This is a genomic window from Ruegeria sp. YTSC192 (assembly GCF_059609705.1).
This window is the reverse complement of record NZ_JBXWMG010000003.1, coordinates 155254-168924: the sequence shown is the minus strand read 5'-3', so window position 1 is coordinate 168924 and position 13671 is coordinate 155254. Positions and strand designations below refer to the sequence as shown.

The 13671-nt window shown below is 57.8% G+C and carries 15 protein-coding genes and 2 tRNA genes; 9 read left to right on the top strand and 8 right to left on the bottom strand.

Going from position 1 to position 13671, the window contains the following annotated elements; translation table 11 throughout:
• Positions 1-123: 123 nt before the first annotated feature.
• The 3 genes from AC2FD8_RS06375 to AC2FD8_RS06365 all read left to right on the top strand — a co-directional run bounded on the left by AC2FD8_RS06375 (position 124) and on the right by AC2FD8_RS06365 (position 4415).
• Positions 124-3561 carry a pyruvate carboxylase gene (locus tag AC2FD8_RS06375; protein WP_496854602.1) on the top strand — a complete coding sequence of 1146 codons (3438 nt, stop codon included), beginning with the start codon at positions 124-126 and terminating at the stop codon, positions 3559-3561.
• 73 nt (positions 3562-3634) lie between these two features.
• A complete protein-coding gene (locus AC2FD8_RS06370) occupies positions 3635-4018 on the top strand; it encodes an MAPEG family protein (RefSeq protein ID WP_496854600.1) in 384 nt (127 codons plus the stop codon).
• A 321-nt stretch (positions 4019-4339) separates the two neighbouring features.
• Positions 4340-4415, top strand: a tRNA-Thr gene (locus tag AC2FD8_RS06365).
• 545 nt (positions 4416-4960) lie between these two features.
• On the opposite strand, the gene AC2FD8_RS06360 is transcribed toward AC2FD8_RS06365, so the two are convergent.
• Together AC2FD8_RS06360 and AC2FD8_RS06355 are read right to left on the bottom strand one after the other, a co-directional pair.
• Entirely contained in the window at positions 4961-5392 is a 432-nt protein-coding gene (locus AC2FD8_RS06360) for a hypothetical protein (RefSeq protein ID WP_496854598.1), read from the bottom strand.
• Between the two features lie 877 nt (positions 5393-6269).
• Positions 6270-6353, bottom strand: a tRNA-Tyr gene (locus AC2FD8_RS06355).
• A gap of 116 nt (positions 6354-6469) precedes the next feature.
• On the opposite strand from AC2FD8_RS06355, the gene rlmB reads away from it, so the two are divergent.
• The 4 genes from rlmB (at position 6470) to AC2FD8_RS06335 (ending at position 8757) form a co-directional block, all read left to right on the top strand.
• Positions 6470-7246 carry a 23S rRNA (guanosine(2251)-2'-O)-methyltransferase RlmB gene (rlmB, locus tag AC2FD8_RS06350; RefSeq protein ID WP_496854596.1) on the top strand — a complete coding sequence of 259 codons (777 nt, stop codon included), beginning with the start codon at positions 6470-6472 and terminating at the stop codon, positions 7244-7246.
• Between the two features lie 9 nt (positions 7247-7255).
• The gene (locus AC2FD8_RS06345; protein WP_496854878.1) at positions 7256-7537 is read left to right on the top strand and encodes a hypothetical protein; all 282 of its coding nucleotides are present in this window, start codon (positions 7256-7258) and stop codon (positions 7535-7537) included.
• 171 nt (positions 7538-7708) lie between these two features.
• Positions 7709-8089 carry a YHS domain-containing (seleno)protein gene (locus tag AC2FD8_RS06340; RefSeq protein ID WP_496854594.1) on the top strand — a complete coding sequence of 127 codons (381 nt, stop codon included), beginning with the start codon at positions 7709-7711 and terminating at the stop codon, positions 8087-8089.
• Between the two features lie 197 nt (positions 8090-8286).
• Positions 8287-8757, top strand: a complete 471-nt coding sequence (locus tag AC2FD8_RS06335) for a CoA-binding protein (protein ID WP_496854592.1) — start codon at positions 8287-8289, stop codon at positions 8755-8757.
• Positions 8758-8759: 2 nt separating this feature from the next.
• On the opposite strand, the gene AC2FD8_RS06330 is transcribed toward AC2FD8_RS06335, so the two are convergent.
• The 3 genes from AC2FD8_RS06330 to hisF form a co-directional block, all read right to left on the bottom strand.
• A complete protein-coding gene (locus AC2FD8_RS06330) occupies positions 8760-9326 on the bottom strand; it encodes a hypothetical protein (RefSeq protein ID WP_496854590.1) in 567 nt (188 codons plus the stop codon).
• Positions 9327-9398: 72 nt separating this feature from the next.
• Complete coding sequence (locus tag AC2FD8_RS06325; RefSeq protein WP_496854588.1) at positions 9399-9716, bottom strand: phosphoribosyl-ATP diphosphatase; 318 nt, start codon at positions 9714-9716, stop codon at positions 9399-9401.
• Positions 9713-10474 carry an imidazole glycerol phosphate synthase subunit HisF gene (gene hisF, locus AC2FD8_RS06320; RefSeq protein WP_496854586.1) on the bottom strand — a complete coding sequence of 254 codons (762 nt, stop codon included), beginning with the start codon at positions 10472-10474 and terminating at the stop codon, positions 9713-9715. Before hisF ends, AC2FD8_RS06325 begins: the two co-directional genes overlap by 4 nt.
• 118 nt (positions 10475-10592) lie before the next feature.
• Between hisF and AC2FD8_RS06315 the strand changes: the two genes are divergently transcribed.
• A complete protein-coding gene (locus tag AC2FD8_RS06315; RefSeq protein ID WP_496854584.1) occupies positions 10593-11039 on the top strand; it encodes a DUF302 domain-containing protein in 447 nt (148 codons plus the stop codon).
• A gap of 5 nt (positions 11040-11044) precedes the next feature.
• On the opposite strand, the gene hisA is transcribed toward AC2FD8_RS06315, so the two are convergent.
• Positions 11045-11764: a 1-(5-phosphoribosyl)-5-[(5-phosphoribosylamino)methylideneamino]imidazole-4-carboxamide isomerase gene (gene hisA, locus AC2FD8_RS06310; protein ID WP_496854582.1), complete on the bottom strand. Its 720-nt coding sequence runs from the start codon at positions 11762-11764 to the stop codon at positions 11045-11047.
• Positions 11765-11887: 123 nt separating this feature from the next.
• On the opposite strand from hisA, the gene AC2FD8_RS06305 reads away from it, so the two are divergent.
• Positions 11888-12289 carry a DUF2147 domain-containing protein gene (locus AC2FD8_RS06305; RefSeq protein WP_496854580.1) on the top strand — a complete coding sequence of 134 codons (402 nt, stop codon included), beginning with the start codon at positions 11888-11890 and terminating at the stop codon, positions 12287-12289.
• A 4-nt stretch (positions 12290-12293) separates the two neighbouring features.
• Here the strand turns inward: AC2FD8_RS06305 and hisH are convergent, their stop codons facing one another.
• Positions 12294-12932 (bottom strand): imidazole glycerol phosphate synthase subunit HisH, encoded by a 639-nt coding sequence (hisH, locus tag AC2FD8_RS06300; protein ID WP_496854578.1) that lies wholly within the window; start codon positions 12930-12932, stop codon positions 12294-12296.
• Positions 12933-13520, bottom strand: a complete 588-nt coding sequence (gene hisB / locus AC2FD8_RS06295; RefSeq protein WP_170374919.1) for an imidazoleglycerol-phosphate dehydratase HisB — start codon at positions 13518-13520, stop codon at positions 12933-12935.
• Positions 13521-13671 lie beyond the last annotated feature (151 nt).

Sequence of the window (13671 nt, the reverse complement as noted above, 5' to 3'; positions counted from 1 at the left end):
AGAAACACGCAAATATTGGCCGTTTGCGAGCGTTAACATGCCGGTTATACCCAGAACCACTGATACACCTGCGCGTAATCTCTGCCTATCAACACGGCTGAAACACCAAGACCGGGGCCCAAAATGACCGATTTCAAGAAGATCCTGATCGCCAATCGCGGCGAGATAGCCATTCGCGTGATGCGCGCAGCCAACGAGATGGGAAAACGCACCGTTGCGGTCTTTGCCGAAGAAGACAAGTTAGGCCTGCACCGCTTCAAGGCGGACGAAGCCTATCGCATTGGCGAAGGTCTTGGCCCTGTCGCGGCATATCTGTCGATTGACGAGATCATCCGCGTTGCCAAGGAATCGGGTGCTGACGCGATCCACCCCGGCTACGGCCTGCTGTCCGAGAACCCGGATTTCGTAGATGCCTGTGTTCAGAACGGCATCACCTTCATCGGCCCCAAGGCCGAAACCATGCGCGCCCTGGGCGACAAGGCCAGTGCCCGCAAGGTCGCCATCGCCGCCGATGTGCCGGTTATCCCCGCCACCGAAGTGCTGGGTGATGACATGGCCACAATCAAGGCAGAGGCGGCCGAGATCGGCTACCCCTTGATGCTGAAGGCCAGCTGGGGCGGCGGTGGGCGCGGGATGCGTCCGATCCTGTCCGAGGATGAGCTGGAAGAGAAGGTTCTGGAAGGCCGTCGCGAGGCTGAGGCCGCATTTGGTAACGGTGAAGGCTATCTGGAAAAGATGATCACCCGCGCTCGTCACGTCGAAGTGCAAATCCTCGGCGACAAGCATGGCGAGATCTACCACCTCTATGAACGCGACTGTTCGGTCCAGCGCCGGAACCAGAAGGTCGTTGAACGCGCCCCTGCCCCGTACCTGACCGAAGAACAACGCACCGAGATTTGCGATCTGGGTCGCCGCATCTGCGCCCATGTGAACTATGAATGCGCGGGCACCGTCGAATTCCTGATGGATATGAACACCGACAAGTTCTACTTCATCGAGGTAAACCCCCGCGTACAGGTCGAACACACCGTCACCGAAGAGGTCACGGGCATCGACATCGTTCAGGCTCAGATCCTGATCGCCGAGGGCAAGACACTGGCCGAGGCCACCGGCAAATCCAACCAAGATGAAATCCGCCTGAACGGCCACGCGCTGCAGACGCGTGTGACCACCGAGGACCCGCTGAACAACTTCATCCCGGACTATGGCCGCATCACCGCCTATCGTTCGGCCACCGGTATGGGCATCCGTCTGGACGGCGGCACCGCTTATGCGGGCGGCGTGATCACACGCTACTATGACTCACTGCTGACCAAGGTCACCGCCTGGGCGCCAACCCCCGAAAAGGCGATTGCCCGGATGGACCGTGCCCTGCGTGAATTCCGCGTGCGCGGCGTCTCGACCAACATTGCTTTTGTGGAAAACCTGCTGAAGCACCCGACCTTCCTGTCGAATGAATACACCACCAAATTCATCGACGAGACACCGAACCTGTTCGCCTTCAAAAAGCGTCGTGACCGGGGCACCAAGGTTCTGACCTATATCGCAGACATCACCGTCAACGGCCATCCCGAGACCAAGGATCGCCCCGAGCCGCGCGCTGATCTGAAAGAAGCGAAAGCCCCCGCCCAGAAAGGCGAACCCCAGATGGGGACCCGCAACCTGCTGGAGCAAAAAGGCCCGCAGGCCGTGGCTGACTGGATGAAAGCCCAGCGTCAGCTGCTGATCACCGACACCACGATGCGGGATGGTCACCAGTCGCTACTGGCAACCCGGATGCGCTCGATCGACATGATCAAGGTCGCGCCCAGCTATGCCGCGAACCTGCCGCAGCTGTTCTCGGTGGAATGCTGGGGCGGCGCGACGTTCGACGTGGCCTATCGCTTCTTGCAGGAATGCCCGTGGCAGCGCCTGCGTGACCTGCGCGAGGCGATGCCGAACCTGATGACCCAGATGCTGCTGCGCGGTGCAAACGGGGTTGGCTATACCAACTACCCTGACAATGTGGTGCAGGAATTTGTGCGTCAGGCATCGCAGAATATCGACGTGTTCCGCGTTTTCGACTCGCTCAACTGGGTTGAAAACATGCGCGTAGCGATGGATGCGGTCGTTGAAAGCGGCAAGATTTGTGAAGGCACCGTTTGCTATACCGGAGACATTCTGGACCCGGATCGCGCCAAATACGACCTGAAATACTATGTCGGCATGGCCAAGGAACTGCGCGATGCGGGTGCGCATGTTCTGGGCCTGAAAGACATGGCGGGTCTGTTGAAACCGGCCTCGGCCAAGATCCTGATCCGGGCGCTGAAGGAAGAGGTCGGCCTGCCGATCCACTTCCACACGCATGACACCGCAGGCATCGCCAGCGCCACCATTCTGGCGGCGTCTGAGGCGGGCGTCGACGCGGTTGATTGCGCGATGGACAGCTTCTCGGGCAACACCTCTCAGGCGACGCTGGGCACCGTGGTCGAAGCGCTGCGTCATACCGAACGTGACACCGGCCTCGACATCAAGGCGATCCGCGAAATCAGCGACTACTTCGAGGCCGTACGCGGACAGTATGCGGCCTTCGAATCCAGCCTGCAGGCACCAGCGTCGGAAGTGTATCTGCACGAGATGCCTGGCGGCCAGTTCACCAACCTCAAGGCGCAGGCGCGCTCTCTGGGGCTGGAAGAGCGCTGGCACGAGGTCGCCCAGACCTATGCTGACGTGAACCAGATGTTCGGTGACATCGTGAAGGTGACGCCGTCGTCCAAAGTTGTCGGTGACATGGCGCTGATGATGGTCAGCCAGGGCCTGACATGCGAAGAAGTGGAAAGCCCTGCAACAGATGTGGCCTTCCCCGACTCGGTCGTGGACATGATGCGCGGCAATCTGGGCCAGCCTCCCGGTGGTTTCCCGCCTGCAATCCTTCAGAAAGTTCTCAAGGATGAGGCCCCCAATACCGAGCGTCCGGGCAAGAACGTACCTGCCGTCGATCTCGAGGCCACCCGCGCCGACCTGTCCAAGCAACTGGACGGCAAAGAGGTCGATGACGAGGATCTGAACGGCTACCTGATGTATCCGAAGGTTTTCCTCGACTATATGGGCCGTCACCGCACCTATGGTCCGGTGCGCACCCTGCCGACCCGCACCTTCTTCTATGGCATGGAACCGGGCGAAGAGATCACGGCCGAGATAGATCCAGGCAAGACGCTGGAAATCCGCTGTCAGGCCATCGGTGAGACCGACGAGAAAGGCGAGGTCAAAGTGTTCTTCGAACTCAACGGCCAACCGCGCGTCATTCGAGTGCCCAACCGCCTCGTAACGGCCACCACACAGGCCCGACCAAAGGCCGAAGTTGGCAATGCCAACCACATCGGCGCGCCGATGCCCGGTGTTGTGGCGACCGTTGCGGTCACCGCAGGCCAGGAAGTCAAGGAAGGCGATCTCCTGCTGACCATCGAGGCGATGAAGATGGAAACCGGCATCCACGCCGAACGCGACGCGGTCGTCGCTAGCGTTCATGTCCAACCCGGCGGCCAAATTGACGCAAAGGATCTGCTCGTCGAACTGGAATAACCAGTTTAGTTTTCAAAAGCACAAGCGCCGCTCGGGGAACCGGGCGGCCTTTTTTCCACTCAGGAGGAACAAGATGCTGTCCATCACCCCAGTTTACGCTTCATTGCTGGCGATCCTTTATCTTGCGCTGAGCGTCATGGTCATCAGCCAGCGCCGCAGCGACAGGGTCTCTTATGGCGATGGGGGTAAGCCGGATATGCTCAAGGTGATCCGGACGCATTCCAACTTTATTGAATACACACCCTTTGCCCTGCTGCTGATCACCATGGTCGAGCTTCAGGGCGCTGGGGCGCTGATGCTGAACCTTTTGGGGCTCTGCCTGCTGAGCGGTCGTCTGCTGCACGCCTACGGCTTTGGTCGCAGCCCTCAGATCGTGATTCTGCGCCAGATCGGAATGGTACTGACCTTCACGGCCATCCTCATCGCGGCAATCGCGAACCTCGTGCTGGCGCTTTGAGCCAAACATCATGTTTCATAGCGGACGCCTGTGTTTTTCAGGCTGATACGATCAAGCGATGATACAAGGATTCTACCATTCCAATTGGGCGCTACTTGTTTAAATCGGAGCTTAGGAACAACGTTACAAACTGGATAAATTAGCGGGTTGCGGGCTTAAAAATTTTGCCCTATACGCCTGCTCATCCAGTTGGTCGTTGCCTGATGAACATAGACCTAAATGTTCAAGGTTGCGTCCAAACTTTGGAAACTTAGCCCGTCGTGGTTTGATCTGAATGAGAAAAAGATCTGGCTCTGTCGCGAAGGACCAAGTTGAAAAAGTGCCCCTATAGCTCAGCTGGTAGAGCAACTGATTTGTAATCAGTAGGTCCGCGGTTCGAGTCCGTGTGGGGGCACCACTAAATCATTGAAAAACAATAACTTACGAGATCAGAGCGTACGTAAGATTGCGTAAAGTTCGAGTCTGTATTGCGGATTCGAACCGGCGCACGGTTGGTTTTGAATCCACACTGCCACCTATTAGCAAGGTCTGCCAGAATTTCGCAGCCTGTTTCCGCCTATCCCGTCTGGGTTGGGTACCGCACCGGCTACAATCACGCGCTTTGAAACGGAAAAGAGCGGAATACAGCTTTCAACAGCCGAACGGATACAGGCCACGCTAGAGGGCGAGGGCGTTCAATTTCTCAGCGAGACAGACGCAGCAAAAGGGCCGGGTGTGGTATTGGTCAAGAAAGCTAACCAGTGAGCATATCCTACCACCCCAAGCGGGGCACGATTGCTACGGCTGCTGGAAAGTATCCGCATTGAGACCCTACCAAGGGCAACTGGCCATTCAGACGAAAGCAAGTCTCAGGCCAGTGCTGAATACGGCCCCGCTTCGGCGGGGCCTTTGCTTTGTTGGCGTCTGCGATGCGAGCGCAACGATATCGTTACCATTACTCTCTTAGTCGAACGGGTCCTTATCATCGCTCTTTGAGGCAAATGGATCAATTTCAGGGATGCTCTCAAACATTTGCTTTTGGCACTCCATTACTTCCAACATCGCAGCATAGGTGCCGCTGAGCTTCAAAGTTGCTATGCTTTTCCCTTCGTAGCCGATGTCCACGACAGACAACCGCATAAACTCATCAATAAACTCTGATGCCTGTCCATTTTCAAATGGAACTTGCAAAGAAAGGAATGGGGATTCGCCAATCCAGAACCCATTCGCCTCACCTGTCCATGGCGTTCGGCTACCAAAGGTAGCAGTCAGGTCATAGAGCTTTCCAGACTCAATAGAGCGCCAGTCTGTATTACCAATCATAAGTGCAAAAGCCTGCTCAGACGGGAGTATTTGACCGCGTAGATAGGTGCCACCTTCGTAGGCCGTAACCATGAAACAGCCATCGCCTGTAGTCCTATCAACCGCAATGTGCCATCCCTTTACGTCGTCTCGCCAGACTATTGTCTCTTCAGCATCTACAGTTGAGGCAATCAATGACAATTGGAGTGCAGACACAGCGGTAGCCAAACAAGCCCAAATAGAAAACCGTCTCATATCAAACCTTTCAACAACTCTCGCAATCATGCCTAGCCAACAAGCGCAAAGCAACACTGCCCCCTCGCGAAGTGTAAATGTGCATATCGACACCAATTGCCGATTTTACCTTGCAATTGGTGACCTATTGTCGAAACTCGATACAAGTTATCCAGTTTTGTTGTTCTCGGAGGCTTTTTATGAGGCGTTTGCCGCTTCAACAAACTTGTGAAAGCCTGCCAAGCCACCAACGGCTGAAATCCAAGCGCATTTCATGCTATGTAGCCCAAATCGTTCACCCTGACTTTCCCGCAGATTGACCAAAAGACAGCCAATCAACATGATGCTACATAGCATGTGATTGAAATCATTGGCTGTGGATTTTGCGCCGATCCCGTGCTGCCCGCTTTCTACAACCCTCAGAGCAATACTTGGCATCTACCCTGAGAAAGTCGGGCAATTCATCACCCCACCGACGACAAACCCATGTGCCTTGCTTAAGGGAAATGGTCTTGGGAGCCTGGTGTCGATGCACTCAATGAGCTGGCCGAGAACGTTCGCGACAAACCATCCGCTTAGAATATTTATGAAAACGGAGGAATAGCCCTGCGGCGAACAGTGCTTAAATTAGCCTTTGCGGAGCCTCTGAGCTATAACCGTAAGAGTGGCTATCGAACCGCTAGAACCACCTTTCCCTTCAAGGTGTTAGCGGATTTTTCATCCCGAAAGTACGAGATGGTGGGCGACCCTGGAATCGAACCAGGCGTGCGTCTCCGCGAGGGAGTTACAGTCCCCTGCCACACCTTGCGGCCTGTCGCCCACTGTCAGGCGTTGCACCTGACGTGGAGGCGTGATTACTAGCGCACCAAAGGAGCGTCAACAGGAAAATACCGCTTTGACGCAGGAAATCGAATACCCGGCCCGGAGGTCAATAAAATGAAGAAACCCAAGTGGGTCGTGGAAAAGGAACAGGCGCGTAAGGCAGCGGCTGCAGAAACTGTTTGGCTGTTTGGTCTGCACGCTGTGCGCGATGCGCTGATGAACCCAAAACGGCAGAAGCTGCGCCTGATTGTGACCCGAAATGCGCGCGACAAACTGGCAGAAGCCATTGCTTTTGCAGGGATTGAGGCCGAGATGGTCGACCCGCGCAAGTTCAACGCGCCGATTGATCAGGGATCGGTCCATCAGGGCGCAGCGCTTGAGGTCAAGCCGCTGGAATGGGGCGGCTTGGCGGAAAACTGTATCGGCCGTGAACACCCGCGTGTGATCTTGCTGGATCGGGTGACGGACCCGCATAATGTGGGGGCGATTCTACGCTCGGCCGAAGTGCTGGGTGCCAGCGCTGTGATTGGCACACGGCACCATTCCGCGCCCGAGACAGGCGCGCTTGCGAAAACCGCAAGCGGCGCTTTGGAGCGTCAGCCCTATTTGAGGGTCCGCAATCTGGCAGATGCGATCGTTGAACTGCAGAACATGGGCTTTCTGGTGCTGGGCCTGGACGGTGAGGCCGAAGATACGATCGAAGCCGCCATTGGGGATCAACGCGATCATCCGGTTGCGTTGGTGCTGGGTGCAGAAGGCCCCGGGCTTCGACAAAAGACCAAGGAAACCGTCGACAAGTTGGTGAAAATTGACGCAGCCGGAGGTTTTGGGTCCTTGAACGTCTCAAATGCAGCGGCGATTGCCCTATATGCCTCTCGGTACACAGGATAGGAGCGCATCATTTCTGGCCCATCGAAAATCGCTACTTGTTGTTATTGCGGGACCCGAGCGGCGCTTGTCCTGAAGGGAAAGCAACGGCATGAGCTGAGCTGTTCCAACTGCGGCGCGCCGTTGCATGACCTCAAGATGCTGCCCAAGCGCAAGGTGACCGAAAGCGCGCCTAAGAAACATGCTGTGTCCCACACCGCCTTGCCAAAATCCAAGCGCAAGAAAAAGAAGAAAACGCTGTTTTCGCGCGTGATGGATGAGGCCTGGGATGTGATCGAGGATATCTTCGACTGATCCTCGTGCCATGGGTTGATCACAACCGCGTCATCTGGGGTGTCTCGCCACGCAAAACATTGCAGATTGAGATGTTGAGTCCATGATTCCGTTGTAACTATGCCAATCCGCCACGCTCTCATTGGCGCACTAAGCGCCACTATTCTCGCTTCTGCCGCGATTTCGCAGCCCATGCCCGTGTATTTCGCGCCCGAGGGGGCTGCGATGGCGGGATACGATCCAGTGTCCTATTTTCAGGGCGACACACCCGTACAGGGCCGTCCCGAGATTTCCGTGACGTGGAAGGGGGCGGAATGGCATTTTGCATCCCTCGAAAACCGCGCGCTGTTTGAGGCGAACCCGCGTGCTTTTGCGCCTCAGTTCGGTGGGTATTGTTCCTATGCGATGGCAAAAGGCATCCTCAAGGGAACCGATCCGGGGGCCTGGCAGGTCGTGGATGGGCGCCTCTACTTGACGTTTTCGCCGGAAATCAAGCAGAGATGGCGTCAGGATCAGGCAGAATACATCCATCAGGCTGAAGGAATCTGGCCTGAGATTCTGTACTTGGAATAGGCCAATCTCCGCCGTTTGTGAAAAGTCATCACAAAAACGAGCGCACCCTCTTTTTTTTATCCAAAACATGCCTAAATGTCACAGTGACCGCGGAACGGAACTGCCGCGGGTCATTTCACTGTCCCTCGTTCCAACAACTGGCGCCCAAGGTTTCTTGGGCGCTTTTTTCTTTGTCAGCCCTCGCATAGGGTGGCGGTATGACTGACTATTCTGATGAGTTCCTGAAATCCGTTCTGAAGCGCACCAAGACCGTTGCCGTGGTCGGGGTATCCATGAACGAGGTACGCCCCAGTTTCTACGTGGCCCGGTATTTATCGCTGAAAGGCTATACTGTCATCCCGGTCAATCCTGGCCATGCGGGAAAGCAACTGTTCGGCCAGACCGTGCGCGCCAGCCTGTCAGACATCACAGAAGATGTTGATATGGTGGATATCTTCCGCCGTTCCGAGGCCGTGCCTCCGATCGTGGATGAGGCGCTTGAGGCGTTCCCGTCCTTGCGCACCATCTGGATGCAGATCGGTGTTGAACACACCGAGGCCGCCGCCAAGGCGGAGGCGCGCGGCGTGGATGTGGTGATGAATCGCTGCCCAAAGATCGAATATCAGCGCCTGTTCGGAGAGCTGCGCATGGGCGGCTTCAGCACCGGAATCATTTCATCCAAGCTATAACGTCACTGCGCCTGGTAGGGTTTGAGGCGCGCCACCTGCTCTTGCCTGCGCTTTTCCAGAACAACCTCACGCGGGACCCAGTCATATCTTGTGTCTTCCGGCAGCGGCGACCAGAACAGAACTCCGCCATAGCGCCACGGATCCAGTACGACGCCGTCATACAGTGACTCTCCCCGCGCGCTGATGATGGCAGTGCTGTGATCGATTCGCAGTGGATTGTCGGCGTTGGCGATGGCGCGATGCATGTCCAGGGTTTGGAAGTTCTCTTGCTTCAACCGCCGTTCGATATCTTCGGCCCAGTGCCAGCATAACCCACGCGGGCGCAGGCCCTTGTTGACCTTAGCATTGTGGATCAATGGAGGGTCGGTGATCTCATATTCCTGCGCCAGCTGCGCAGTGTAAGAATATGCTATGCGGGCGGCTCGGTTGGCCTCAGCCGGGTCGATATCGGGGCCGAGGCTTTGGATTTCCGAGGCAAGCCGCTGAACCTCGTCCCCTGTGGGCGGTGGCGGGGCTGCACATGCGCCCAACGTCACGAGGGCCAGAACGCAGGCCAAAGCTCTGATCATTGTGATGTCCCTCGACCGATAGACCGTGAAACATGATCATAGAACCGCTTCGGCGCGGACGGAAGACTGAGCTTAGCTTTTGGGGCGTGCGGCCTTTTCGGCAATACCGCTTACGCCTTGACGCCGCGCCAGCTCCGCCAGCACATCATCCAGCGCAACGTCGCGCGCGGCCAGCATGACCAGCAGGTGATACAGCACGTCGGCGGCCTCGGACGTAAGCCCGTCTTTGTCATTCTTGACGGCTTCGATGATGGCCTCAACGGCTTCCTCGCCGAACTTCTCGGCGCATTTTTCCGGGCCCTTGGCCAGCAGCTTTGCCGTCCAGCTGCTGTCAGGGTCCGCCCCTTTGCGCGCCTCGATTGTGGCGGCCAGATCGTGCAGGATGCTCATGTCAGCCTCATCGGGATGCCGGCGGCGACCATGTGTTCCTTCGCCTCGCGGATGGTGTATTCGCCAAAATGGAAGATCGAGGCCGCCAGCACGGCGCTCGCCCCACCTTCGGTAACGCCCTCGACCAGATGATCCAGAGTGCCGACGCCGCCCGAGGCGATCACTGGCACATCCACGGCATCGCTGATTGCGCGGGTCAGCGGCAGGTTGAACCCTGATTTGGTTCCGTCCCGGTCCATCGAGGTCAGCAGGATTTCCCCCGCACCTTTGGCAACCACGGTTTTCGCGAACTCGACCGCGTCAATGCCGGTGGGTTTGCGTCCGCCATGAGTGAAGATTTCCCATTTGCCGGGGCTGACGGTTTTGGCGTCGATGGCGCAGACGATGCACTGGCTGCCGAACTGGTCTGAAGTTTCAGCAATGACATCCGGGTTGGCGACAGCGGCCGAGTTGAAGCTGACCTTGTCCGCCCCCGCCAGCAGCAGGGCGCGCACGTCATCCTTGGTACGCACGCCACCACCTACGGTCAGGGGGACAAAGCACTGTTCCGCCGTGCGCCGCACCACGTCGAACATGGTGCCGCGGTTTTCATGCGTTGCGTGAATGTCCAGAAAACAGATCTCATCCGCGCCGGCGGCGTCATAGGCCTTGGCCGATTCCACCGGGTCGCCTGCATCGCGCAGACCCACGAAATTCACACCTTTGACCACACGGCCATCGGCGACATCCAGACAGGGTATGATACGGGTTTTAAGCATGCGCTTTCCTTTGTTGCCCGCACCCTTACCGGCAAAGCCCCGCCGATGCCAGACTTGTGATTGCCACCCCTCTCAAACCTGTGAAAACTGTCCCCAAATTCATCAGGAGATCAATAATATGCGAAACCTCATTCTGACCACCACCATCCTTTTTACAGGAGCAGTTGCCGCAATGGCTGAAGATATCATCAAAGTAGAAACCACTAAATCCGTGCCCGAGGCGCTGGATGCCATCGAAGCCGCTGTGGGCAACGCGGGCGCGACCGTCTTTGCGCGCATCGACCACGCAGCCGGGGCCGAAAAGGTCGGCACGCCGATCCCGCCCAATCAGGTGTTGATCTTCGGCAACCCGGCACTGGGGACGCCTGCAATGCAGATCGACCCGCGCGCGGGCCTGTTCCTGCCTTTGAAAGTGCAGGCCTATGAGGATGCGAACGGGCAGGTCTGGCTGGCCTATGAAGATCCAAAAGAGACGATGGATGATCTTGATGAGGTCGAAAATTCGCCCGTGATCGAGAAAATGCGCGGCGCGTTGAAGAAACTGACCTCGGCTGCGGCGCAGTAAGACGTTTAGCTCAGGGCGCGAATGGCCTCGGCCAGGTCAATCGCGCCATCATACAGCGCCCGACCCGAGATCGCGCCGTTCAGCTCAACTCCGCAATCGCGCAAGGCGATCAGATCATCCAAGGAGCTGACACCCCCAGAGGCAATGACCGGGATGGAGACGGCCTGGGCCAGTGCCGCCGTGGCTTCGATATTCGGGCCCTGCATCGCGCCGTCGCGGTTGATGTCGGTATAGATGATTGCCGCGACGCCAGCGTCCTCAAAGCTGCGGGCCAGATCGGTGACCTGCACGTCGGTTTCCTCGGCCCAGCCTTTGGTGGCGACCATACCGTTGCGGGCGTCGATGCCTACGGCGACCTTGCCGGGGAAAGCTTTTGCGGCCTCACGCACAAGATCAGGGTTTTCGACCGCAACGGTGCCCAGAATAACCCGCGCCAAACCCTTTTCGATCCATGTCTCGATGGTGGCCATGTCGCGGATGCCGCCACCCAGCTGAGCGGGCACATCGCAGGCCTTCAGGATCGCCTCGACCGGAGCGGCATTGACCGGCTCGCCCGCGAAGGCACCGTTCAGGTCGACAAGGTGTAGCCATGCACACCCGGCCTCAACAAAGGCACGGGCCTGCGCGGCCGGGTCTTCGTTGAAAACGGTGGCTTTGTCCATTTCTCCGCGCAGCAGGCGAACAGCGTTGCCGTCTTTCAGGTCGATGGCGGGATACAGGATCATGTCGGGCGGCCTTATCTGAATGTTACACGGGCGGCGTATCGCACAAGCGGGATAGCGACGCAAAGTCAATCTTGCCCGTAGCCCGACACCGGGCCAGAGTGAATCCAAATCAGGGAGGTTATCATGAAGAAACTTGCACTTTCGATTGCTTTTGCATCATTGGCCACTGGCGCGATGGCGGCAGATCCGGCGGATGGGCTTTGGAAAACACAGCCAGGCGACACAGGTGGGTACCTGCACGTGTCGATCGGCGAATGCGGCAGCGCAATTTGTGGCACCATCGACAGCGCCTTTGATGGCAATGGCGACCAGATACTCGACTATGAAAACCTGGGCAAACAGATCATCTGGGACATGGTTGCAGAAGGCAGTGGCAGCTATGATAACGGCAAGATCTGGGCCCCGGATCGCGATAAGACCTACAACTCCAAAATGACGCTGGACAGTCAAAACCAGTTGACGGTCAAAGGCTGTGTCGCAGGTGGATTGGTTTGCCGCGGGCAGACATGGACCCGCGTTCAGTAGCCCCTTAGGGCGCCCAAGTCAGGAAGTTGCCGATCATGCGCAGGCCAACATCCTGGCTTTTCTCGGGGTGGAACTGCATCCCAAGCATTGTGTCGCGGCCAACCACGGCCGTGACGTCCTGCCCATAGTCCACATAAGCCAGCCGCTGCGCCGGGTCCGCGACGCGAAAATGGTATGAGTGGACGAAATAGACGTGATCCCCGGATTTCACCCCGTTGAACACCGGATGGTCGCTGCCCAGAACCAGATCGTTCCAGCCCATATGCGGCACCTTGAGCGAGGTGTCCGAAGGCTCAATCCGCAGCACGTCCCCAGCGACCCAATCCAGGCCATCGGTTTCGGTATATTCATGGCCTTTCGAGGCCATCAACTGCATCCCGACGCAGATCCCAAGGAAGGGTCGGCCTTTCTGTTCAACCGCCTCGACCATCGCGTCATAGATGCCCTTGTGACCACGCAACTCGGCTGCGCAGGCCGGGAACGCTCCGTCGCCGGGTAGAACCAACCGGTCCGCGCGGGCGATGACATCCGCGTCCGAGGTCACAGCAACCTCACCCGCGTTCAGCTCTTTCGCCATACGCAGGAACGCTTTTTCAGCCGAGTGCAGGTTGCCGCTCTCGTAGTCGATGATTGCGGTAAGCATCTACAGCGCGCCCTTCGTTGACGGAATCGCATCCGCCTTGCGCGGGTCGGTTTCAACCGCATCCCGCAGGGCGCGCGCGACGGCCTTAAAGGCAGCCTCGGCGATGTGGTGGCTGTTGAAACCGTGCAGTTGGTCGATGTGCAGAGTGATGCCTCCGTGGGTGCTGAGCGCCTGAAAGAACTCGCGCACCAGTTCGGTGTCGAAGGTGCCGATCTTCTGGGTCGGCAGGTCCACGTTCCAGATCAGGAACGGGCGTGCGGACAGGTCCAGCGCACAACGCACCTGCGCGTCATCCATGGGCAAGTGACACTCGCCATAGCGGCGAATGCCCTTCTTGTCGCCCAATGCCTGCGTCAGAGCCTGACCCAGCGCGATGCCGGTGTCCTCGACCGTGTGGTGGTCATCGATGTGATAGTCGCCCTTGGCGCGGATCGTCATGTCGATCAGCGAATGGCGCGCCAACTGATCCAGCATGTGGTCAAAGAAGCCAACGCCGGTCTGGTTGTCATACTGGCCGGTGCCGTCCAGATTGACCTCAACCGAGATCTCGGTCTCGGCGGTCTGACGGCTGATCTTTGCGCTGCGCATGGGCGAATTCCTTTTGCTACAGGCGCGCTTATAGACGGGGTTGGGCGGATTGATCCAGAGGTCGTATCGCGATCACTTCAAACTGTTGCAGGGGATTGCACACAGGTCCGGGCCATGCCAGCCTGCCGGAAACTCAAGTCAAAAGGCCCGG

Bases quoted from the DNA above. Each gene is read 5' to 3' on its own strand.
- AC2FD8_RS06375 (WP_496854602.1), top strand. From the start codon at position 124: ATGACCGATTTCAAGAAGATCCTGATCGCCAATCGCGGCGAGATAGCC.
- AC2FD8_RS06370 (WP_496854600.1), top strand. From the start codon at position 3,635: ATGCTGTCCATCACCCCAGTTTACGCTTCATTGCTGGCGATCCTTTAT.
- AC2FD8_RS06360 (WP_496854598.1), bottom strand. From the start codon at position 5,392: ATGGTTACGGCCTACGAAGGTGGCACCTATCTACGCGGTCAAATACTC.
- rlmB (WP_496854596.1), top strand. From the start codon at position 6,470: ATGAAGAAACCCAAGTGGGTCGTGGAAAAGGAACAGGCGCGTAAGGCA.
- AC2FD8_RS06340 (WP_496854594.1), top strand. From the start codon at position 7,709: ATGCCCGTGTATTTCGCGCCCGAGGGGGCTGCGATGGCGGGATACGAT.
- AC2FD8_RS06335 (WP_496854592.1), top strand. From the start codon at position 8,287: ATGACTGACTATTCTGATGAGTTCCTGAAATCCGTTCTGAAGCGCACC.
- AC2FD8_RS06330 (WP_496854590.1), bottom strand. From the start codon at position 9,326: ATGATCAGAGCTTTGGCCTGCGTTCTGGCCCTCGTGACGTTGGGCGCA.
- AC2FD8_RS06325 (WP_496854588.1), bottom strand. From the start codon at position 9,716: ATGAGCATCCTGCACGATCTGGCCGCCACAATCGAGGCGCGCAAAGGG.
- hisF (WP_496854586.1), bottom strand. From the start codon at position 10,474: ATGCTTAAAACCCGTATCATACCCTGTCTGGATGTCGCCGATGGCCGT.
- AC2FD8_RS06315 (WP_496854584.1), top strand. From the start codon at position 10,593: ATGCGAAACCTCATTCTGACCACCACCATCCTTTTTACAGGAGCAGTT.
- hisA (WP_496854582.1), bottom strand. From the start codon at position 11,764: ATGATCCTGTATCCCGCCATCGACCTGAAAGACGGCAACGCTGTTCGC.
- AC2FD8_RS06305 (WP_496854580.1), top strand. From the start codon at position 11,888: ATGAAGAAACTTGCACTTTCGATTGCTTTTGCATCATTGGCCACTGGC.
- hisH (WP_496854578.1), bottom strand. From the start codon at position 12,932: ATGCTTACCGCAATCATCGACTACGAGAGCGGCAACCTGCACTCGGCT.
- hisB (WP_170374919.1), bottom strand. From the start codon at position 13,520: ATGCGCAGCGCAAAGATCAGCCGTCAGACCGCCGAGACCGAGATCTCG.